This is a genomic window from Idiomarina sp. Sol25 (genome assembly GCF_033052775.1).
GTDB lineage: Bacteria > Pseudomonadota > Gammaproteobacteria > Enterobacterales > Alteromonadaceae > Idiomarina.
Map to the genome: position 1 here is coordinate 234,059 of NZ_JAUPEW010000004.1, position 21,278 is coordinate 255,336.

Annotated in this window: 18 protein-coding genes; all 18 read left to right on the top strand. The window is 42.8% G+C overall.

Annotated features, from left to right (window positions below; genetic code table 11):
- The first annotated feature begins 9 nt into the window (after positions 1-9).
- Complete coding sequence (locus tag Q5L94_RS08385; protein ID WP_317497983.1) at positions 10-1,413, top strand: hypothetical protein; 1,404 nt, start codon at positions 10-12, stop codon at positions 1,411-1,413.
- Between the two features lie 45 nt (positions 1,414-1,458).
- Positions 1,459-3,378, top strand: a complete 1,920-nt coding sequence (locus tag Q5L94_RS08390; protein WP_317497984.1) for a hypothetical protein — start codon at positions 1,459-1,461, stop codon at positions 3,376-3,378.
- A complete protein-coding gene (locus Q5L94_RS08395; RefSeq protein ID WP_317497985.1) occupies positions 3,375-3,698 on the top strand; it encodes a hypothetical protein in 324 nt (107 codons plus the stop codon). The genes Q5L94_RS08390 and Q5L94_RS08395 overlap by 4 nt, the downstream gene beginning before the upstream one ends.
- A gap of 12 nt (positions 3,699-3,710) precedes the next feature.
- A complete protein-coding gene (locus tag Q5L94_RS08400) occupies positions 3,711-5,018 on the top strand; it encodes a nucleotide sugar dehydrogenase (RefSeq protein WP_317497986.1) in 1,308 nt (435 codons plus the stop codon).
- A gap of 25 nt (positions 5,019-5,043) precedes the next feature.
- Positions 5,044-5,991: a Gfo/Idh/MocA family oxidoreductase gene (locus tag Q5L94_RS08405; RefSeq protein ID WP_317497987.1), complete on the top strand. Its 948-nt coding sequence runs from the start codon at positions 5,044-5,046 to the stop codon at positions 5,989-5,991.
- 19 nt (positions 5,992-6,010) lie between these two features.
- Positions 6,011-6,595 (top strand): acyltransferase, encoded by a 585-nt coding sequence (locus Q5L94_RS08410; protein WP_317497988.1) that lies wholly within the window; start codon positions 6,011-6,013, stop codon positions 6,593-6,595.
- The gene (locus tag Q5L94_RS08415; protein WP_317497989.1) at positions 6,595-7,686 is read left to right on the top strand and encodes a DegT/DnrJ/EryC1/StrS family aminotransferase; all 1,092 of its coding nucleotides are present in this window, start codon (positions 6,595-6,597) and stop codon (positions 7,684-7,686) included. The genes Q5L94_RS08410 and Q5L94_RS08415 overlap by 1 nt, the downstream gene beginning before the upstream one ends.
- Before the next feature lie 33 nt (positions 7,687-7,719).
- Positions 7,720-9,336: a methyltransferase domain-containing protein gene (locus Q5L94_RS08420; protein WP_317497990.1), complete on the top strand. Its 1,617-nt coding sequence runs from the start codon at positions 7,720-7,722 to the stop codon at positions 9,334-9,336.
- A 2-nt stretch (positions 9,337-9,338) separates the two neighbouring features.
- Positions 9,339-11,999, top strand: coding sequence for a glycosyltransferase family 2 protein (locus Q5L94_RS08425; RefSeq protein ID WP_317497991.1), 2,661 nt, complete (start codon positions 9,339-9,341; stop codon positions 11,997-11,999).
- 25 nt (positions 12,000-12,024) lie between these two features.
- Positions 12,025-12,657 carry a PIG-L deacetylase family protein gene (locus Q5L94_RS08430; RefSeq protein ID WP_317497992.1) on the top strand — a complete coding sequence of 211 codons (633 nt, stop codon included), beginning with the start codon at positions 12,025-12,027 and terminating at the stop codon, positions 12,655-12,657.
- A 3-nt stretch (positions 12,658-12,660) separates the two neighbouring features.
- Positions 12,661-13,503, top strand: a complete 843-nt coding sequence (locus Q5L94_RS08435) for a 3-hydroxyacyl-CoA dehydrogenase family protein (RefSeq protein WP_317497993.1) — start codon at positions 12,661-12,663, stop codon at positions 13,501-13,503.
- A gap of 20 nt (positions 13,504-13,523) precedes the next feature.
- Complete coding sequence (locus tag Q5L94_RS08440) at positions 13,524-14,402, top strand: UDP-3-O-(3-hydroxymyristoyl)glucosamine N-acyltransferase (RefSeq protein WP_317497994.1); 879 nt, start codon at positions 13,524-13,526, stop codon at positions 14,400-14,402.
- Between the two features lie 81 nt (positions 14,403-14,483).
- Positions 14,484-16,070, top strand: coding sequence for a tetratricopeptide repeat protein (locus Q5L94_RS08445; protein ID WP_317497995.1), 1,587 nt, complete (start codon positions 14,484-14,486; stop codon positions 16,068-16,070).
- 66 nt (positions 16,071-16,136) lie between these two features.
- Positions 16,137-17,315: a hypothetical protein gene (locus Q5L94_RS08450; RefSeq protein WP_317497996.1), complete on the top strand. Its 1,179-nt coding sequence runs from the start codon at positions 16,137-16,139 to the stop codon at positions 17,313-17,315.
- A gap of 109 nt (positions 17,316-17,424) precedes the next feature.
- Positions 17,425-18,327 carry a dTDP-4-dehydrorhamnose reductase gene (gene rfbD / locus Q5L94_RS08455; RefSeq protein ID WP_317497997.1) on the top strand — a complete coding sequence of 301 codons (903 nt, stop codon included), beginning with the start codon at positions 17,425-17,427 and terminating at the stop codon, positions 18,325-18,327.
- Positions 18,324-18,866: a dTDP-4-dehydrorhamnose 3,5-epimerase gene (rfbC, locus tag Q5L94_RS08460; protein WP_317497998.1), complete on the top strand. Its 543-nt coding sequence runs from the start codon at positions 18,324-18,326 to the stop codon at positions 18,864-18,866. Before rfbD ends, rfbC begins: the two co-directional genes overlap by 4 nt.
- 57 nt (positions 18,867-18,923) lie before the next feature.
- Positions 18,924-19,859 (top strand): sulfate adenylyltransferase subunit CysD, encoded by a 936-nt coding sequence (gene cysD, locus Q5L94_RS08465; protein ID WP_317498025.1) that lies wholly within the window; start codon positions 18,924-18,926, stop codon positions 19,857-19,859.
- A gap of 1 nt (position 19,860) precedes the next feature.
- On the top strand, positions 19,861-21,276 hold the full coding sequence (gene cysN, locus Q5L94_RS08470) for a sulfate adenylyltransferase subunit CysN (RefSeq protein ID WP_317497999.1): 1,416 nt from the start codon (positions 19,861-19,863) through the stop codon (positions 21,274-21,276).
- Positions 21,277-21,278 lie beyond the last annotated feature (2 nt).

Here is a 21,278-nt window from a genome sequence, read left to right on the forward strand (position 1 = left end):
AAACAGGACATGACCGACAACCTAACAACGATTAACAGCGTTCATGTATTTAATGAGCAACAAACCGCCGTTACCAAAGACCACATAACTCAGCAACTGAGCGAGCAAAGCGGCACAGTATATGTGTTTTACAGTGACCCCAGCGTTTACATTGCTAATAAGCTAAGCAATGGGGTAGACGCCCAAACTGCCTGTAATGACTGGTTAGCGCGCATTGACGACATACTGAATATACAACGTAAAAACCGGCGTCGTATTCGCCTTATATGCATTCAAAATGCCTTAGCGCAATCTGTTAACCTGGAAGAGCAGACCGGCATAGCTGCAAGTGCATTAGCCGACTTTAACGTTCAACCGGGTGACTTAACCCTTATGGCCGGACACCAAATAGTGCTGCAAAACCCTGATATTATATCGCGGTTAGACCGCCTTGAGGCATTAACTCTGCAATTAGAAGAGCAGCCGTACCAGGTAGAGGTTGACGCCGAGTCAGCATTAGCCGAAGCGGTAAAGGCCGACGCAAAAGCGAAAGAAGCTGAAGCAGAGGCAAAAGCGGCGCACGAAAAACTAAAAGAAATAGAAGAAGAAAACGAATTACTGCTACTGCAACTGCAGCAAGTACAAGAAGAGCTTGAAACCACCTTTATTAGTAAGCAGCAGCTTAGTAAAGACCATGAAGGCGAATTAAAACAGAAAGACGAGAAAGCGCAGGAGCTGGAGCGGCAACAAAGTGAACTTAAAAGTGAACTAGAGCAACTTAACGTTCAGAATAAACAGTTAACCACGCAAGTTGAAACTCTGAAAAAAGAAGCCGCCGAAGCTAAAACTGCTGTACCAGAGCAACCCGAAAAACTAAAAGAAGTCGAAGAAGAAAACGAATTACTGTTACTGCAACTGCAGCAAGTGCAAGAAGAGCTGGAAAACTACTTTATTAAGTATCAAGACGCGCAAAAACAGTGTGTGGAGCAACAGCACACCATTACGCAGCTGAAAAAAAGCACCGGCACGCCCAACGACAACGACATAGCGCTGGTCGCCGACAAAAGTGACGCTCCTCAAACCGTACAAAAGCCTAAACGCTCATTGTTTTATCGAATAAAACGGCGCCTTGGCTTGGTAAAAAAGAACAAAACCAATGGCCTTGCAAAGCAGCACCGCGACCTTATTGCTCAGTCGATATACTTTGACGCCAACTGGTACCTAGAAACTTATCCCGATGTTGCCAAAGAAAAAGTTGACCCCGCCGAGCATTATTTGCGATTTGGCGGTTTTGAGGGGCGCAACCCAAGCGAGAGTTTTAATAATGAGTTTTATCGTCAGGCGCACCCCGACGTAGCAGCCGAAGGCATAAACCCGCTGCTGCATTACGAGCTGTATGGCAAAGACGAAGGGCGCTTACCCAAGCCTTACTAAGCAACTGTGAATAAAAACTTTAAGTTAACCCGGAATAAACAGCATATGACGCACCCATTCAGTAACCTGGCATTTGACCATATTGTCTACATTGGCGCAGGGCAAGGCGATGAACTTAACCAGCTGGCCAAAAGCTTAACGGCAAAGCACTGGAACGTGGTCGATGCCAGCGAAAACAACGTTCAAAAGTTAAATGAAGTAAAAGAAAGCCTGCAAGAGCAAGGCGTGTCTATAGAGGTTCAGCAAAAAGTGGTGGCCAGCAGCGCAGAAAAAGCCACCTGGTACAACTACAACCTGGCCGAGTTTAATGGCTTGCATAAAGCGACGGAACTTAAGGCACTGTTCCCGGGGTTAAAGCTAATGAGTAGCGAGTCAGTAACCCCCACGCCGCTAGAAGAGCTGCTCGACAACTTGAATGTAACCGGCGACAATAACCTACTTGTTATTGACCTACCCGCACAAGGGTTAGAATTGGCAAAGGCCCTTTCAGAAACACCTTATAAGCGCGTGTTTAACTTTATGTGCGTGGGTTCTCAGGCCGAGACGTTATTTGAGAGCTCGAATACTGCCGCAGAGCTAAAAAGCTGGTTACTGGAAAATGGGTACCACACCCGCAATGAAGAAGTGGACGACCCCGACTTCCCTAAACTGCATTTTGTGTTAAGCCAGGCAGAGCGAAAATTAGCTAATGAATTAAAGCAAGCACAAGAGCAAATAGAGCAAGCCAATGCTGAGCGCGACCAGGCTAACGCGGAACTGGAGCATGCGAATGAAGCCATGCATAAGCGAACTGAGTGGGCTCAGAACTTACAGGCTAAGCTGGAAAAAAGCTCAGCAGAGAAGCGCAGTTTACTAGAACGGGCGAATAAAGCCGAAAAGCGTAGTAGTGAACTTGAAAAGCAACTGCAAAGCGACGCTGCACAAGCTAGAGAGCGCGCGGAAGCACTGCAAGCGCAAGTTGAAAAAGCTAATGTTGAGCTTAGTAACGCCAACGAAGAAAAACAAAAACAGGCCGAGTGGGCGCATAGCTTGCAGGCTAAGTTAGACCAAGCTTTAGCGGAGAAAGATAAATTAGCTGAGCGCGCAGAAACAGTCGAAGCACGTAATAGCGAACTACAAAAGAAACTCGAAGCAGCAGAAAAGTACAACGAGCAGCTCGCTAAGCTAAATGAGCGCATGGACTCTATGTTCGAACAGCAGCGTCTACAGTTAGAGCAGGCGACCAATGCGCTGGGTCGGCATATTACGCAAACATCAAGTCAGCAGGTTACGGAGCTTAAAGCTCGCCTTTCATTGGAGCGTACGTTCGGGAAAAGTTTAATCAACTTAAACGAAAATGACTCTAATCTCAGCGAGGTCACTGCGGTCACTTTGACCCAGCAGCTCGAAGATAATAGTTACGACTTAATTATCGAATTTGGGGCCGGTAAGTCGACCGAGTTTTTGGCTAATGCCATAATCAATAATCATAGTCCTAACCAGCAGTTAGAGAACAAATCAGGCTCTAACGACTTTGAGGCTAGCGACTTTGATTTGCCGCAGCACGTACTAAGTTTTGAGCACGACAAAAAACAATTTAATTCGGTAAAGCAGCGTATAGAGCAGCACAACCTGCAAAATTTGGTTGATTTGAAATATGCACCTTTAATACCAGTCTCGCAAAGTCAGGAATTATTCTATGACTGTGAGAGAGCTTTAACGAATGTCTCAAGTGTACTCGACGGGCGCGATGCCAAAGTACTTATTTTAATTAATTCTTCTGCGTCACAAAAACAACCGTCGTACCCGGCTTCTGTTCCAACACTTCTGAATAGTCTGTCCGCATTTAGCTTAGACGTGGTTATAAGTTATAAAACTTCCTCAGAAAAGACTATTGAAGATTGGCAACAGTTAATTTCCGAACGTGGCTTAGAATTCGAGAATAAAGGAAGCAGAGATATGTGCTTTTTGAGGATTAACTCATGAATTTAGAAAAACCACTTTCTCTAAACTTTGAGGGCCAAAGTTCTAAAACGAATTCAAGTAAGCTAGAAGCAGAGTCGAACGAATACGTTGCAGAAAAGAAGCTCTTTAAACAACAAATAAGTAACTTACAAAACAAGTTGGAAGACTCAGAAAAGCTAGCAAAAGAACTTGAAGAGAAGAATGAAAAACTAGGTGTAGAGAACCTTAACTTGCTAACTCAAAATAGTGAGTTGAAGAAGAAAAATGATGCCTTGGCTGATAGTGTTCGTCGTATCGAAATACAAATGGACCTGTTGAAAGAACTATTTCAGAGAGATTGATAGGAATTATATATGTTGAAAGATGCTTTAATTAGCAAGTTAAAAAGCCGCGATGCGGTTATTGGTATCGTTGGTCTTGGCTATGTCGGCGTACCATTAATGTTACGATACTCTGATATTGGCTATCGAGTTATCGGCATTGATATAGACGAGGCGAAGACAGAAGAGTTGAATAACGGGAAAAGTCAAATTGAGCACATTTCTCATGCTCGCATTCAGGAAGCCGTAGATAAGGGATTTGAAGCAACCGCCGACTTTTCAAAGGCTGCTGAATGTGATGCACTAATTATGTGTGTGCCAACGCCACTGAATAAATATCGCGAACCCGACATTAGCTTTGTAGTCAATACGATGGAGAGTTTGGCACCACATTTGCGAGACGGGCATGTAGTCTCACTAGAAAGTACAACGTATCCGGGAACAACTGAGGAAGAGTTGCTGCCACGAATGGAAGCACAAAATCTAATTGTAGGTGACAGCGCGTTTCTTGTTTATTCACCAGAGCGTGAAGATCCGGGTAATCCAAATTTCGAAACACGCACAATTCCTAAAGTGGTCGGCGGACAGACGCCAGCCTGTCTTGAAGTAGGTCAAGCACTCTATGAACAAGCGATTGATCAAGTTGTGCCTGTCACTTCAACAAAAGTCGCAGAGATGACTAAGCTGCTTGAAAACATCCACCGTGCAGTTAACATCGGTCTTGTTAACGAAATGAAAATAGTTGCAGATCGCATGGGCATAGATATCTTCGAAGTCGTTGATGCCGCTGCAACGAAGCCGTTTGGGTTCACGGCCTATTACCCAGGACCAGGTCTAGGTGGCCATTGTATTCCAATTGACCCTTTCTACCTTACTTGGAAAGCGCGCGAATATGGTTTACACACTCGCTTTATCGAGCTATCGGGTGAGGTAAACCAAGGTATGCCACGTTATGTTGTGGATAAAACTGCTGATGCACTGAATAAACATAGCAAACCTTTAAATGGAAGCAGAGTGCTTGTATTAGGCATTGCTTACAAGAAAAACGTTGACGATATGCGCGAATCTCCGTCAGTAGAGGTGATGGAAATATTAAGAGATAAAGGTGCAGCGGTTGAGTATTCTGACCCACATGTGCCTAAGTTTCCCAAAATGCGTTCTCATAAGTTTGACTTGTCGAGCAACCCCCTAACGGCAGAGACATTGGAAAGTTTTGACGCAGTAGTTTTAGCAACCAACCATGATAAGTTTGATTATAAACTTATTTTGGATAAAGCGAAGTTAATAGTCGATACGCGAGGCATCTTCCGCGAGCCAAACGAAAAAGTCATCAAAGCTTAAAATAATAAGAGTAAAGGACGTAGTAATGAAAAACTTTGCGTTGATTGGCGCTGCGGGTTATATAGCACCGCGTCATATGAGAGCGATAAAAGAAACTGACAATCAACTAGCTGTTGCTTATGATATTAACGATTCGGTCGGTATTATTGACAGTATATCGCCCGATAGTGAGTTTTTTACCGAATTTGAACGTTTTCAAGAGCATGCATGGTGCTTAAGGCGCAACCAACAGACACAGCTTGATTACGTTTCTGTGTGTACTCCCAATCACCTCCATCATGCACACATTGCCGCTGGATTACGTTTAGGGTGTGACGTAATATGCGAGAAGCCTTTAGTACCGACATTAGAAACACTTGACGAACTGCGGAAGGTCGAGCAAGAGACTGGCAAAAAAGTATACAACATACTTCAGCTTCGTTATCACCAGGCCATTTTAGATTTGAAAAAAGAAGTGGACGCTGCGCCTAAAGGACAGAAATTCGATGTTGATCTCACTTATATCACTTCAAGAGGGAAGTGGTACTTAGAGAGCTGGAAAGGTGACCCGCGTAAATCATTCGGTGTAGCGACTAATATCGGCGTTCACTTTTTCGATATGTTGCATTTTATCTTCGGCAGTCTAGAGAAGAATGAACTTCACTACAGTGATGATCTGAAAGCAGCAGGGTACTTAGAATATGAAAAGGCAAGAGTTCCTTGGTTTTTGTCAATTGATGCGAACGATTTGCCCGAGAGCGTACAGGGTAAACAAACAACCTATCGCTCTATTTCTGCTAACGGAAAACAAATTGAATTTTCTGCTGGCTTTACAGATCTGCATACCATCAGCTACGAAGAGATTCTTGCGGGGCGGGGTTATGGCATCGATGATGCTGAGCATTGCATTAAAACGGTCGAGCATATTCGGGATGGAAAGACGGTTCAAGCTAGTGAACACAATGCTCACCCATTCCTCGCAAAACTTCTGTAATTGAGAGGAAGGTAACATTATGGATTATACCGTTCACCCGTCAGCAATTGTTGATGACGGTGCAAAAATTGGTAAAGGCAGCCGCGTTTGGCATTTTGTTCATGTTTGCGGTGGTGCAAAGGTTGGGGAAAACGTTTCGCTAGGCCAGAATGTGTTCGTTGGTAACAAAGTCTCTATTGGTAATGGCTGCAAAGTTCAAAATAACGTTTCGGTATACGACAACGTATACCTTGAAGACAATGTATTTTGTGGTCCGAGCATGGTTTTTACTAACGTATATAACCCCCGTTCGCATGTCGAACGCAAAGACGAATATCTCGACACTTTGGTTAAAGAAGGTGCCACGCTAGGGGCTAATTGCACTATTGTATGTGGTGCAACTATTGGGAAATTTGCGTTTGTTGGCGCGGGGGCTGTCGTTAATAAAGACGTACCTGATTATGCTCTCGTTGTCGGTGTACCGGCAAAGCAAATAGGTTGGATGAGTGAGTTTGGTGAACAATTAGACCTGCCGGTGACCGGTGACGGAGAGAGCGTTTGCGAGCACACGGGGGCGAAGTACACATTGAAGAACGGTATATTATCTAAAAAGGACGAAACGTAATGCAGTTTATCGATTTAGCTGCGCAACAGCTCCGCATAAAAAGTGAAATTGAGCAAGGTATCGCGAAAGTACTTGAGCACGGTCAGTACATATTAGGGCCTGAAGTTTTTGAACTGGAAGAAGCTTTGGCTAACTATACGGGCGCAAAATACTGTATTACCTGTGCAAACGGGACAGACGCGCTACAAATTGCTCAAATGGCTCTGGGAATTGGGCCTGGCGATGAAGTTATTACACCTGGGTTTACCTATATAGCGACTGCTGAAACCGTTGCGCTATTGGGGGCGAAGCCGGTATATGTAGATGTTGATGAAGCAACCTATAATCTTGACCCTCAAAAACTTGAGGCTGCCATTACTGACAAGACAAAAGCAATAATACCGGTGTCATTGTATGGTCAATGTGCAGATTTCGACATTATTAATGAAATAGCTACTAAGCACGGTATTGCCGTAATTGAAGATGCAGCTCAAAGCTTCGGTGCGGAATATAAAGGCAAGAAGTCGTGTAACCTGAGTACTATTGCTTGTACAAGTTTTTTCCCCAGCAAACCCTTAGGCTGCTATGGCGATGGTGGCGCTATTTTTACTAATGACGAGGAACTTGCAAAGGTTATTAGACAAATAGCACGTCATGGGCAGGATCGCCGTTATCATCACGTTAGAGTTGGCGTAAACAGTCGCTTAGACACAATGCAAGCAGCCATTTTACTCCCGAAACTTGCCATTTTGGACAGTGAAATTGAAGCTCGAAATACAGTTGCTGATACATACAGAGAGCTCTTTGAGGCAAACAAAAACATTATTGCGCCACAAATAGTGGAACACAATACCAGTGCATGGGCGCAATACACTATAAGGGTTGAGTCGCGGGAAAAGGTACAGAACCACTTAAAAGAAAAAGGTATTCCCACTGCTGTTCATTATCCTATTCCCTTGAATAAGCAGCCAGCGGTTGCTGACAGCAAAGCCGCACTTCCTGTTGGGGACAAGGTGGCTGAACAGGTAATGTCTTTGCCAATGCACCCTTATATTACTAAAGAAGATCAGGAAGTCATCGTTTCTGCGGTTATAGAAGCAACTTTAGTCTAAGCGCATAAGATAAAAGTTAAAACGAGCATAATAATGAGCCAGTCCGGAAAGACCAATAACGATGAGTTTAAACTTGCTATTTTTTATTGGCTAGTTGAGGACTGGCAAGGTTGCAAGCAAGAACTTAAGCGTTTGACTAACAGTTCTACCCCACATAATGAGAGTTTAGCCCATATACTCGAGGGGCTCATTTTTTTGGAGAAAAACAATAAAATTCCCCAAGACCTTCAAGGTTTTTGCGAGCAAAGCTTTCAAGAGAAAGCCATGCTTCAGAAGTTCTTGTGGGCGAATATCGAGAAAAGTGTATTAAAAGCAAAACACCTACTGGGCGATGAAGTAAGCGATAGCCGAATCCGAAAGTTAATAAAAGCGCTTACCCAAACTACTCCTACCCCCAAATCTACGGAGTTGGTCAAGCGAACAATCATTAACCAAGAGAACTTAGAAAATCAGAGATCAATTGGAAACTCTGTCGATACATGGATTACGGCTTTACAAAAAAAAGCTATAAGCCTTGGTAGTGATAAGCTATTACAAGCCGAAGCTACACTTAACTCGCTAAACAGAGGCGAAAAAGACACGTTAAAACACAAAAGAGTATTAGCCGATCAACTGATGTCTCAGAACAAATTTCAGAACGCAAGCCGGCTGTATAACAATATTATATCTACCTCGGGAGCCACCGAATCATTGAGTGTAAAACTCTCACGGGCGCAACGAAATCTTGGCAACACAGCAGAGGCTATCAAAACATTAGAGTCGGGTATTAAATATGTGGGCCGCCAGGCTATACTGCTGCATATGCTCGCTTTGTATAACCGAGATCAGCAAGAGTTCAAAGTTGCAGTGCAGCTCGTCAAGGAGATAATTAACGAACACTATGAATATTCGCAAAAAATCGGATTCGCCACTTTTGCCGCTGATATGCTAAGAAAAAACGCTGAATATATAGCGGCGTATGAACATTTGAAAAAGGCTGCTCTTCTGCACCTACAACAGGGCAAAGAAGAGCCCCTTGCGGTTAAAGCTATACTTGAAGAACTTAGCTCGAATGTAGCAAGCGGTAAAGAAGCTTTTTTTGAAGTTAGTTCAAAGTTCTATGATTTTATATATTTAGAATCGAGTAAGTATGCAAGCGAATCAGAAGGCTCAGTCTATGTACCAGTTTGGAAGAAAGTCTGTGAAATAATAAATCAAAGTAACTTAAAAAAAGTTATAGATATAGGCTGTGGCCCTGGGCAGTTTGCTGAATATTTCGTGAATCATTGTCCGCACGTAAAATATTTAGGTCTAGATTTTAGTGAGGTAGCTGTTGACCTCGCTAAAGAGCGTTGTCCTAATATGAAATTTTCATGTGAGAATGTAAATGAATATACCGATATATTAGATTCAAAGGATGTCGCATATGTGTTACTCGAGGTTCTTGAACATATTGAACTAGATTTAGAGTTAATCAATCAGTTATCTACTGGTTCTTTAGTTATATTTTCAGTGCCAAACTTTGATTCTTTTGGACATGTTAGGTTTTTTTTAAATAAAACACAAATAATGGAAAGGTTCGCGCCTTATTTCAGTAATTTTGAAGTTGTAACAATTAGCTTGTCTAGGACTTCAAAGATCTATATTGGCAAAGGCTACAGGAGTTCATAAAGGTGTATTCGGTTTTAGAGGAAAAGGAAATTGATAGGCTTCTTATTAATAGGGATTATGAAACGGCTGAAGGTGTTCTACTTGCTAGTTTAAAAAAGAGGCCTGGCTCTATAGGTTTGCTACGCATGCTGTTACGTCTTCTGGAACTCAATTGCTCGGAAAGGTTACTAGATATTGCGGAAGGGGAAATTACAGCTGCTTTAGTTTCATGGTTCAAATCCGGGATATCAGATAACAGGTTACTATCAATACTTAGCACTTTTAATTCAAGGTTAATGAAAGTTGCTATAGAGAATGAACTTCATCCACTAGAAAATTTGAAACCACTGAAAGTTAGTAAAAGGCCTAAAATTGTAATACTAACATGTCTTTGGAAGAGGCTGGAGCTGACAAAAGAATTTTTAAGGTACTATGCCATTCTCAAGGAGGAACTTGAAAGATACTTAGAGCTTGATCTTGTAGCAGTGGGTTCAGAAGGTCTTTTAACTAGGGAACTAACAGAAGCTTATGGCTTTCATTACGTTGAAGCGCCAAATAAACCGCTAAGTGATAAATGGCAAAAGGGGCTTAGCTTTTCATCTAGAATTGAATTCGATGCTTTAGTGATACTCGGGTCAGATGATTTTCTTAATAAGAGTACTTTTTTTAACTACATAAGTATGCTGCGAAAAGGTGTCGTTTTCTACGGATTTTATGATGCGTACGTTTATGATTCGGTAGAGAAGGACTTAATGTATTGGCCTGGATACAGCGATGTAAAATCAAAAATGCCCCAACGTACTGGGGAGACTGTGGGAATGGGGCGAATGCTTCATAGAAACGTACTAGAATTATTGGATTTTGACTTGTGGAAAGGTATTCAAGTCAATTCTTCATTGGATGGATACGCTCAAAGAAAGCTTAAGAAGTCTCTAATGTTGCTGCCAGTTCACTCCGATAAAATAGCAACAGCGGCATCTATAAAAGGTAATAAGATAGCTCAGGTCGGTACAACTCTAAAAGCGCAAGATTTATTTGCAGTTGATATAAAAGGTAAGTCAAACGTTACTGATCCTAATGCATTGAGAAAAGTATCTCATATTAGCGATCCTGCTACGTCAAAGGGTCTCATGATAACTAACTTTGGTTTAGAGTTATCGGGTAAGTTCCATAGGCTTACGAATATAAAAGTTTCTATCATAATCTTAGCTCATAAAGAATCGGACTTTTTGAGTAAAGCGATTGAGTCAGCTTTATCACAAAAATTCGACTACGATTATGAAGTGATTTTAGCGTCTGACTCTGAACCAAAGCTAGAGAAAGTGGCAAAGCGCTATGGAGTGAAGTTTTCGTTATCAACGAAAGACGAAGATAATAGCTCATGCTCGAAAAACTTAAATGATGCAGTAAGTTGTGCTAGAGGAGACTTTGTAAAGCTTGCTGCCTATGATGACTTCTTACCAGAGGACTGTATACAGAACTTATACGAGATCGCAGTGAAGGAGAATTCATCATTAGTTTTTGCGAATGCTTTTGAGTATTACTCAGAGGGTAAGATAAAAAAATACCGTCCTTCGGAAAAAACAGTTACCATTGAAAGCCAAGCTAAAAAAAATATAATCCATGGCGGAACTATAATGTTTAATAGGAAAGATTTCCTGGTTGCTGGTGGACTGAATCAAAATATAATATACGCTGAAGAGTTTGATTTTTATTTTAAGCTTCTTGTGAAAAAACTTAATTTTTCTTATGTTGATAAATTTGTTTACTATTACAGACGACATGAAGGTCAAAAGGGAACGCTTAGTTTAGACCAAAAAAGTAAGGAAAGAAAAGCTAAATTGGTATCTTGTTTAGGTCAGCATTATTTAAATAAAGAAAATAATAATAGTTTAACGGAGAATTTAGACAACAAAAAAATAGTAACAATTGGGGGGACTCGGAAAAAGATAGTTGCAGGTCTTGCTACCATTGAAAGTAGAAAGAATGCACTAATAAAAGTCGTTGATAGTATTTACAAACAAGTAGATGAATTAAATATATATCAAAATGGTTATAAGGATACAAGCTTTATATGCGACCCTGATAATAAGGTTAATATAGTTTCTTCGATTGACACAAGTATAGACAAAGGTGATGCTGGTAAGTTTTATTTCGTTGATAACTCCAAAAATTGTCTTTATTTTTCTTTAGATGATGATCTTCTTTATCCCAAAGATTATGTTTCTCGCAGTATTGATTTCATGCAGCGCAATCCTGAATGTTCTGTATTCAGCTATCATGGTAAAATTTTTAAGCCAAATGCATCTGATTGGTTTAGAGAGATTTTAGTAAACGTTCGTTGCACGGATGAGTATTTAGAAACTCATGATGTTCAGTTCGGTGGAACCGGTGTAATGTTTTTTGATACCAGTGATTTCAATCTTAGCTTCAAAGACTTTGAGAAGGAAAACATGGCAGATGTTTTTGTGGGTTTGAAAGCACTTTCTTGCGGGAAGAGAATAGTAGCGCTGCCACATGAAAAAGATTGGGTTTCAATTGTTCCTGAAGCGTTAGCTCCCGCTATCAGAGATAACACAATTTATAGAAAAAGGAAGGTCCAATTTGAAAATACCTTGCAAAGCGATGAGTCTAGGTATTTGCGCAGGTTTTTCTCACAATTAAATCCATGTTATGAAAGTTAATAATTTACCTCTGGAATGAATAATTATGAAATTCAAAAAAGTAATAGTACTCGCCCCCCATACCGATGACGGTGAAATAGGTGCCGGTGGATACATAGCTAAGTTAATCGAAGAGGGTGCAGAAGTTCACTATCTCGCATTTTCAGCTGCGGAGGATTCGGTACCTAAAGACTTTGAACGTGACGTACTGCGTAAGGAAGTACTTGAAGCCACAAGCTGCTTAGGGATTAGTGAAAATCATGTGACGGTGCTCGATTATTCGGTGCGTAAACTCGAGTACAGAAGGCAAGATGTACTCGAGGATTTGATTAAGGTGAGAAAATCCAATAATTATGATTTGGTTCTAGTACCAAATTCGCAGGATATTCATCAAGATCATCGTACTGTTCATGAAGAGGCTTTAAGAGCTTTTAAAGGCACATCTGTATTTGGATATGAATTGCTCTGGAATAACTTTTCAGTTCAACATGATATTTTTGTCGGCTTATCAACAGAACATTTGGAAAAAAAAATTAATGCATTGAAGTGTTATCACTCTCAATTCGGTAGAAGCTATGTCAACGAAAAATTTGTTCGTTCACTCGCAACAGTTCGAGGCACGCAGGTAGGTTTTGAGTTAGCTGAATGTTTTGAGGCCATTCGATTAGTGATGAGGTAAATTGTGAAAGTACTTATTGTCGGTTCAGGGACCATGAGTCTTGGGATATCCCAGTTGTTTGTCATTAATGAAAGCGTTAGCTCAGTGACAATAAAGACAAGAGGCGTTGAAAAATTCGAAACATTTAAATCTTTGTTAACAGAAAAGTTGACTAAGTTTTACATAAAGCGCGGTATCGATGACGACGAACGAGTTTCTGTTGATAAAAAGCTCGCCAAGTTCACTGAAGAGACAACAGATAAATTCGATTTTATTATAGAAGCTGTCGCCGAAAGTTTATCGGTAAAGTCTGAATGTTTTGCACAACTACGAAATTTTGTTGGGGATTCGACCATTGTTGCGTCGAATACATCATCGTTATCTATAACAGAGCTGGCAAAGGACTCGGGTTATCCAGACCAATTTATTGGACTTCACTTTTTTAATCCCGCCCCGGCTATGGAACTAGTCGAGGTAGTAGTTGGTCATCATACATCACAGAATACGGTCGAGAAGTCACTTGAGTTTATTAAGATGCTAGGCAAAACCCCTGTGATAGTGAATGATAGTCCGGGTTTTATCGTTAACCGTATGCTGATACCAATGATAAATGAAGCGGTTAGTATAGTAGCAGAAAATACTGCAGAAATTTCAGATGTCGACGCGGCAATGAAGTTAGGAGCTCATCATCCAATGGGGCCGTTAGCGCTTGCCGATTTTATTGGGCTGGATGTTGTCGTCGACATTATGAATACACTTCATGAAGAAACCGGTGATCAGAAGTACCGTGTTCATCCTCTGCTAAAACGAATGGTGAGAGCGAATGAACTCGGCCGAAAGTCAGGGAAAGGTTTTTATTCCTATTAAGTATGCAGGGAGTCAATGAAATGAAATATGAGTTAAGAGAAAGTGTTAGGGTCTCAAAGTTATGCCAAGAGTTAGGTTTAGAGCTTTTAGGGAACGATACGTCGATAAGTGCTGTTGCTTCTTTAGATACGGTTTCAGCAAATACATTAACGTTTTCTAAAAGTAGTAGTGACTTAGCTTCTCTTGAAGGCATTTTTTGTGTTAACCCAACAGAAAACCTTGAACCTTCAGTAAAGCATAGCTTTATTCTTTGCGACAACCCTCGTATGACTTTCATAAAGGCTCTCGCATGGCTTGAGGATACTATTGGCTTCGATCAATATAATGAGGAAGCTGATATTTCGGACTCGGCAACTATTGGAGAGGGAGTTGTCATTGAAAAGGGGTCCAAGGTTGGAAAAAATGTTTTTATTGAGCCGAATGTGACTATTCATAGAGGAACAATAATTGGAGACAACTCTGTAATTCGTTCAAATTCATCAATTGGTAGTAGTGGATTCGGCTTTGAGCGTGACTTATCTGGTTTCCCCGTTCGTTTTCCTCATTTGGGTCGCGTAGTCATTGGTAATAATGTTGAAATTGGGTCGTGTACCACAATCGCCAAGGGGACTTTGGGGGATACAATTATTGAAGACAACGTAAAGCTCGACAATCTAGTACATATTGCGCACAATGCGGTAGTAAAAAATGGTGCTTTCGTGATCGCTGGGGCCGAAATTAGTGGTGGTGTGATTGTCGGTGAGAATAGCTGGATTGCCCCAAACGCTTGTACTCATCAAAAAATCCGAATCGGTAAAAACTCGATCGTTGGTCTTGGGGCGGTCGTCACAAAAGATGTTGGTGCAAATATAGTAGTCGCTGGAAACCCTGCAAAGAAATTAAAAAACCTGAAAGGTTAACAGTGGTATCGGGGCACCGTCAAAGGTATTTTGGTGAAAAGTTGGTAGAGCGTTTGCATAGACTTTAATAAGAGTACTATATTGTTAATGGAATCGAATTTTGAAACGTTCAAGGTGCTTGTTCGAAACAGGGGTTGGAATGAAGCTTATAACTTACTTTCAGACTTGAAAAAAACTGCTAGAGATGGCTCCGGTAAGTTTTTTGTCAATGCGTGGAAAGTTTGTCATGCTACGCATCGCTTTGAAGAAGCTGAACTTTGGCTAGATAGAGCTTTAGTGTCACCGAAAAATTCCGCAAATCCCTCACTTAGAAAAGTTAAGGGTGATTATTTATGTAAGCGTTTAGAGTTTGATGAGGCTCTTTTACATTACCGCTTCGCAGTTCAAAACCGTTCTGATACTCCTATTTTTCACGCCGCATTAGCGGACTGTCTGCAAAACCTTGGAGATTTGAATGGGTCAATAACATCCTACTATAAAGCTCTCGAACTTAAAATACATCCGAGCTGGGTATTGCGGCTTGCAGATCTTTTGATACGCAATGGTGACCAAGATAAAGCACTATCTTTATTGGGAAAGAGTGAATCACTATTAAGTCATCCTGTTATTCAGCGAAGGTACGAAGATTTACGTCGTACACTTATAAAGTCGTCTTTAATGGGACTTGATAACGCTCCCGATGAGCCTATTAATTATTCTTATATTCGAAAGGGGCTGAGCGCAACTCGTCCAGGTGTCGGTAACGAGACAGCTTTTGAAGAACCTGTAGAGCAAGCGATGGCATACGGCGCGCTAGCATGGGCTGCAGGATTGAGTGAAAAGCAAGATGACCTTTTAATCGCAACTAATTGGTTAATAAATAATTGCATCACATCGTCAGGCGTAGGTTGGGGCCTAGGTTGGTCATGGGCCGCGTTTGGTAAAAAAGAGAAAAATAGGGCTGATGCAATTTACGGAGTGACTGTTGCAATATGCGTTGAGGGTTTGATGTCTGCGTATAGGGCTGAACCGTCTGCAGAAATTCGTGATGTTATTATTAAATCTCTTAATTATTACGCAGGCTGTGTGAGTCAGAGTCGAGACGGCGTGTTCTTTTGGTATAGTGATGACATTAGCGATGCGAAACAGGTTTATAACGTTAGCGCGATGTTGGCTGGAGTTTATGCTCAAGCTTACGAGCTGTTCGGGGTTGAACTTTATGGACAACTAGCGAGAATTACAGCTTCAACAGTAGTCAAAGACATCGTCTATAGAAACGGCCACGTTGACTGGCATTACATGGATGCCCCAAAGAGTCGCTTCAATGATCTTGTTCATGCCTCGTTTATTGTGCATGGTTTACTGCAAGTTAAACAAATTTTAGGACTGAATGAAATTGCTGAGAATGAGTTGGAAAGTTATCTCCGCTCTTTTATCAATGGCAGTGGCGAGTTGCTTGAATATAGCTCCCCAGATGATCATTGGCTCGCGCCAATTATGCCGCCGAGAAGTTGGGGCATAGGTATGGCAGCTTTTGTATTTAAAGAACTTGGTTTAGAAAACGAATGTAACCGAGTTTTGCAGCAGTTGCCACTCTATGAATTTGCTCCTCACAAATTCTCATACCAGTTTGGCGATGAGTTACATGTGCCGCGTAGTGTCGCATTTTTGTTGTTAGGCGTTGTATAGAGCTTTTTCTAATAAAAGCTATAAGAAAATTATATTTGAAGTTTAACTCTGCTTAATTGGAACATTATGGATTTTTCAGAACTCAATAAAATTGAGAGTGAAATTATTAATAAAAATTATCATTTGGCTCTTAAATATATTGAGCAGTTTATAGTAAAAAGGCCTAACAGCTTGGTTGGGTTAATTTTAAAAATACGCGTCCTTAATAAGTTATCAGAGCATAGCTGTTTTCAGTCGATGCAGGAGAGTATTGATTCATTTATAAACTCTTGTAAAAAATCAGGTAAAAGGACTTTGGATTTTTGGCCGGCTTTAAGTGTTTGCTACCGGCATGTTATGGCAAGAGATAAAGAGAAGTTAGTTGAGTTTATAAGCTTTCTAGAGAAGAAAAAGAAAAAGGTTAAGAATAGGCCTAACATATTGATTTTAACGTGTGTTTGGAAGAGACATGAATTAACAGAATGCTTCTACCAGTACTACAGTCGAATTCAAAGAGAGCTAAAAGATACGATTGACCTACAGTTATTAGCGGTAGGCTCGGAGAAGTCGGTATCGCGTCTCTTATGCGAACAGTACGGGTTTGATTACGTAGAGTTTGATAATCAACCATTGACCCAAAAGTGGCAAGCCGGAATGGATGCATCTAAATCTAAAGACTTTGATGCAATGGTTATTCTCGGCTCCGACGACTTTGTAGAAAAAGATGTCTTCTTTTTGTACAAAAAAGCCCTCGATAGGAATGTTCACTTCTATGGCTTCAGAGACATGTATATTTATGATGTTCCTTCTAAGTGTTTCGGCCATTGGTTAGGGTATGGCTCAGCTCCTATTGATCAGTTACAGCCTCAAAGGGTTGGGGAAACGATTGGGCTTGGCCGGTTTTTGTCTCGTGCTTTATTGGAGTACCTGTCTTTTAATATATGGGAAACTGTTGAAGAAAATAGAGGTTTAGATCGTTTAATGAAAGAGTCTCTAATAGAAAAGACAGGGCTGTTCCCGGTTGCTTGTGGCGATGAATACGAAGTAAGTGTGAACGGAGAGCTACACCGGCTTGGGCTGGTTGCCGATACTTTCGAGGCTCAAAAACTTGTAGGAGTGGATGTAAAGCACGATACGAATGTTACTGACTTTCGAAAGTATAATATTTCGCCGGAATGCTTTATTGAAAAAAGTTTAGATGATATTGCGAGCCTAAGTTTTTCTCGAGAGCTTAAATCTTTTAATTCACGGATAAACCGCGTTTAAGTAATTAGTAGTTGCGGGTCAAACTTTCGAGCTAAGGTTATGTAAAAGGGTTAAATGGCATTTGAGTCGCAGTTACTTAACATTACCGTTAATAAAAAGAAGTTAGAAAATGAATATACTAGTCACAGGCAGCTCGGGCCAGGTAGGCTTTGAGCTGGTACGTAGCCTTAGTGTTTTTGGTGAAGTGCTGGCGCCCACGCGTAATGAGCTCGACCTAACTAACGCCAGTGTAGTTCAGAAGTATTTGGAGCACCACCAGCCACAGCTTATTGCGAACGCCGCGGCCTATACTGCGGTGGACAAAGCCGAGTCAGAGCCAGAACTGGCCGACAGGCTAAACCATTTACTGCCAAAACAACTGGCGGACTATTGCCTGAATAACCGTGTGGCACTTATTCATTTTTCGTCAGACTATGTGTACCCCGGTAATGGCGAACACGCTTATACTGAAAACGCGAAGGTAGCGCCCTTGTCGGAATACGGGCGTAGCAAGTGGGCCGGCGACCGTGCCATTATGGGTTCAAGCTGTAACCACCTTATTCTGCGCACCAGTTGGGTCTACAGTGCCCGCGGCAATAACTTCATGAAGACCATGCTGCGCTTAGCAAAACAGCGTGAGCAACTCAGTATTGTTAATGACCAAATAGGCACCCCAACCCCTGCACGTTTGCTTGCACAGGTGGCGGCGCTGGCAACCCGGCCATTATTGGCGCATGAACTGACGGGCGTATACCACGTAGCCACGCAGGGCGAAACGAACTGGCACCAGTTTGCTAACGCTATTTTTGAGCAGGCACAAGCAGCCGGGCACTCTTTGGCCATTAAAAAAGTCGACGCTATGAGTACCGCAGACTACCCGACAGCAGCCAAGCGACCACTGAACTCACGTTTAAACGTAGAAAAAATTGAGCAAGCCCTGAACATTACCCTGCCAAGCTGGCAGCAGGCTTTGCAGCACACCTTGGCGGAATATTTGACATCGCACCTTATGGAGAAGAAGCCACAACCATGAACTACCAACCGCAGAAAATACCTGATATTAAGCTGATAACCCCCACTGTTTTTGGTGATGAGCGCGGCTTTTTTATGGAGACGTTTAGGCTGAACGAGTTTCAGCAGCATTGTGGCGACTTTAACTTTGTGCAGGACAACCACAGCAAGTCTAAAAAAGGCATACTGCGTGGTCTGCACTATCAACTAAAACGCCCGCAGGGCAAGTTGGTGCGGGTAACTCAGGGGCGGGTGTTCGACGTAGTGGTCGATATGCGTGCTAAGCAACCAACCTTTGGTCAGTGGGTGGGTACCGAGTTAAGCGCTGAAAATAAGCATCAGCTATGGATACCGCCGGGGTTTGCGCACGGCTTTTATGTGCTGAGCGACACCGCCGAGTTTTGTTATAAGTGCACCGACTATTACGCCCCCGACGACGAACACAGTGTGCGCTGGGACGACCCCACGCTTGCCATTGACTGGCCACTTGACGGCGAGCCCGTGCTTTCGGACAAAGACACCAACGCCAAAATGTTCCAGCAGGCCCCGGCCGTAGCCTGATGTTCACATCAGGTGCGATGCTTTAATAAAACACGCTGACAAGCTACAATACGCGCAATTAAAAAGACAAGGCAGTTACAACGAATGAACGAAAAACGATTAACCCATTTAAAGGCTCTTGAGAACGAGTCGATTCAAATTTTCCGCGAGGTGGCGGCTGAATTTGATAACCCAGTTATGCTGTATTCGGTGGGTAAAGACTCTTCCGTGTTACTGCATTTAGCTCGTAAAGCCTTTTATCCGGGTAAAATTCCGTTCCCGCTGATGCACGTAAACACCACATGGAAGTTCCACGAAATGATAGAGTTTCGTGACCGCATGGCGGAAAAGTACGACTTTGAGCTTATTGAGTACATTAACGAGGAAGGCGTAGAGCAGGGCATTGGTCCATTCAGCCACGGCAGTGCCAAACATACCGACGTGATGAAAACTCAGGCGTTAAAACAAGCGCTGAATAAGTATAAGTTTGATGCGGCTTTTGGTGGTGCGCGCCGCGACGAAGAAAAGTCGCGCGCAAAAGAGCGTGTGTATTCGTTCCGTGACAAAAACCACCGCTGGGACCCGAAAAACCAGCGCCCTGAGCTGTGGAATATCTACAACGGTAAAGCCGACAAAGGCGAAAGCATTCGTGTGTTCCCTCTGTCGAACTGGACCGAGTTGGATATTTGGCAATACATCTATTTAGAGAACATCGACATTCCTCAGCTATACCTGGCGAAAGAACGCCCGGTGGTTGAGCGCGATGGCACCTTGATTATGGTTGACGACGACCGTATGCCGTTAGAAGACGGCGAAACGCCAGAAATGAAGATGGTGCGCTTCCGTACCCTGGGCTGTTACCCGTTAACCGGAGCAGTTGAGTCTGACGCGGCAACTTTGCCTGAAATTATTCAGGAAATGTTGCTGACCAAAACGTCAGAGCGTCAGGGCCGGGTTATCGACCACGATAGCGCGGGTTCTATGGAGAAGAAGAAAATGGAAGGGTATTTCTAAAATGAGCCACGCATCACCATTAATTGAAAAAGACATTCTGGCGTACTTAGAACAGCACGAAAACAAAGAGCTGCTGCGCTTTATTACCTGCGGCAGTGTGGATGACGGCAAAAGTACACTTATTGGTCGTTTACTGCACGACAGCAAAATGATTTTTGAAGATCAGCTGGCCGCTATTACTGAAGACTCGAAAAAGTCGGGTACTCAGGGCGACGAAGTGGATTTGGCGCTACTGGTTGACGGCTTACAGTCTGAGCGCGAGCAGGGCATTACCATTGACGTAGCATACCGTTACTTCTCGACCGACAAACGCAAGTTCATTATTGCGGACACGCCGGGACACGAGCAGTACACCCGTAACATGGCGACCGGTGCGTCAACCTGTGACTTAGCGGTGATTTTGATTGATGCCAGCCAGGGCGTGCAAACCCAGACCCGCCGTCATAGCTACATTTGCTCGCTACTGGGTATTAAGCATGTGGTGGTTGCCATTAACAAAATGGACCTGGTGGACTACTCACAAGACGTTTACAAGCAAATTCAGGACGACTACCTGAAGCTGGCCGGCTCGCTGGAAATTCCGGACATTCGTTTTGTGCCAATTTCAGCCCTGAAAGGCGACAACGTGGTTAACCGCAGTGAACAGCTGGACTGGTTCCGCGGCTCGACGTTAATGGAGTACTTAGAAAACGCCGAAATTGACCAGCCGCAGGACACCGAAGAGTTTCGTATGCCGGTGCAGTTGGTGTGCCGCCCTAACTCTGACTTCCGCGGTTTTCAGGGGACTATTACCTCGGGCTCTGTCAAAGTGGGTGACACGGTTCGCGCCTTACCTTCAGGTAAAATTTCCACCATTAAGTCTATTGTGACGTTTGACGGTGAATTAGAAGAAGCGCACGCACCAATGGCGGTAACCTTAACGCTGAATGACGAAATTGATATTAGCCGCGGCGACATGATTGTGCGCAAGGACAACTTACCGCACGTGTCGAACCGTATGCGCGCTAAAGTCGTGTGGATGCACGAAAAAGGGCTGGAGCCGCACCGTGAGTACTACATTAAGTTCAACTCTAAGTTCACCCGTGGCGAAATTACCGAGGTGCATCACCAAATTGATGTGAATACGTTGAAAGAAAAAGAGGCCGGTAAGCTTGAGCTTAATGAAATTGGTTTGGTCGACTTGCACGTGCACGATCCAGTCGTGTTTGATGCGTACCAAAGTCATAAGGAAACCGGCGCGTTTATTATTATCGACCGCATGACCAATGTAACCGTTGGTGCGGGCATGGTTGACGAAGCGCTCTCGTCTGACGACAACGGCGAAGAGAAAGGAGACTACAGCGAGTTCGAACTAGAGCTTAACGCCCTAATTCGCAAGCACTTCCCACATTGGGGCGCTAAAGACCTGCTGAAATAACT

What these genes read in the sequence shown, in the direction of transcription:
- Q5L94_RS08410 (WP_317497988.1), top strand. Translation starts at nt 6,011, where the DNA reads ATGGATTATACCGTTCACCCGTCAGCAATTGTTGATGACGGTGCAAAA.
- cysN (WP_317497999.1), top strand. Translation starts at nt 19,861, where the DNA reads ATGAGCCACGCATCACCATTAATTGAAAAAGACATTCTGGCGTACTTA.
- rfbD (WP_317497997.1), top strand. Translation starts at nt 17,425, where the DNA reads ATGAATATACTAGTCACAGGCAGCTCGGGCCAGGTAGGCTTTGAGCTG.
- Q5L94_RS08450 (WP_317497996.1), top strand. Translation starts at nt 16,137, where the DNA reads ATGGATTTTTCAGAACTCAATAAAATTGAGAGTGAAATTATTAATAAA.
- Q5L94_RS08430 (WP_317497992.1), top strand. Translation starts at nt 12,025, where the DNA reads ATGAAATTCAAAAAAGTAATAGTACTCGCCCCCCATACCGATGACGGT.
- Q5L94_RS08390 (WP_317497984.1), top strand. Translation starts at nt 1,459, where the DNA reads ATGACGCACCCATTCAGTAACCTGGCATTTGACCATATTGTCTACATT.
- Q5L94_RS08385 (WP_317497983.1), top strand. Translation starts at nt 10, where the DNA reads ATGACCGACAACCTAACAACGATTAACAGCGTTCATGTATTTAATGAG.
- Q5L94_RS08440 (WP_317497994.1), top strand. Translation starts at nt 13,524, where the DNA reads ATGAAATATGAGTTAAGAGAAAGTGTTAGGGTCTCAAAGTTATGCCAA.
- Q5L94_RS08420 (WP_317497990.1), top strand. Translation starts at nt 7,720, where the DNA reads ATGAGCCAGTCCGGAAAGACCAATAACGATGAGTTTAAACTTGCTATT.
- Q5L94_RS08405 (WP_317497987.1), top strand. Translation starts at nt 5,044, where the DNA reads ATGAAAAACTTTGCGTTGATTGGCGCTGCGGGTTATATAGCACCGCGT.
- rfbC (WP_317497998.1), top strand. Translation starts at nt 18,324, where the DNA reads ATGAACTACCAACCGCAGAAAATACCTGATATTAAGCTGATAACCCCC.
- Q5L94_RS08415 (WP_317497989.1), top strand. Translation starts at nt 6,595, where the DNA reads ATGCAGTTTATCGATTTAGCTGCGCAACAGCTCCGCATAAAAAGTGAA.
- Q5L94_RS08400 (WP_317497986.1), top strand. Translation starts at nt 3,711, where the DNA reads ATGTTGAAAGATGCTTTAATTAGCAAGTTAAAAAGCCGCGATGCGGTT.
- Q5L94_RS08395 (WP_317497985.1), top strand. Translation starts at nt 3,375, where the DNA reads ATGAATTTAGAAAAACCACTTTCTCTAAACTTTGAGGGCCAAAGTTCT.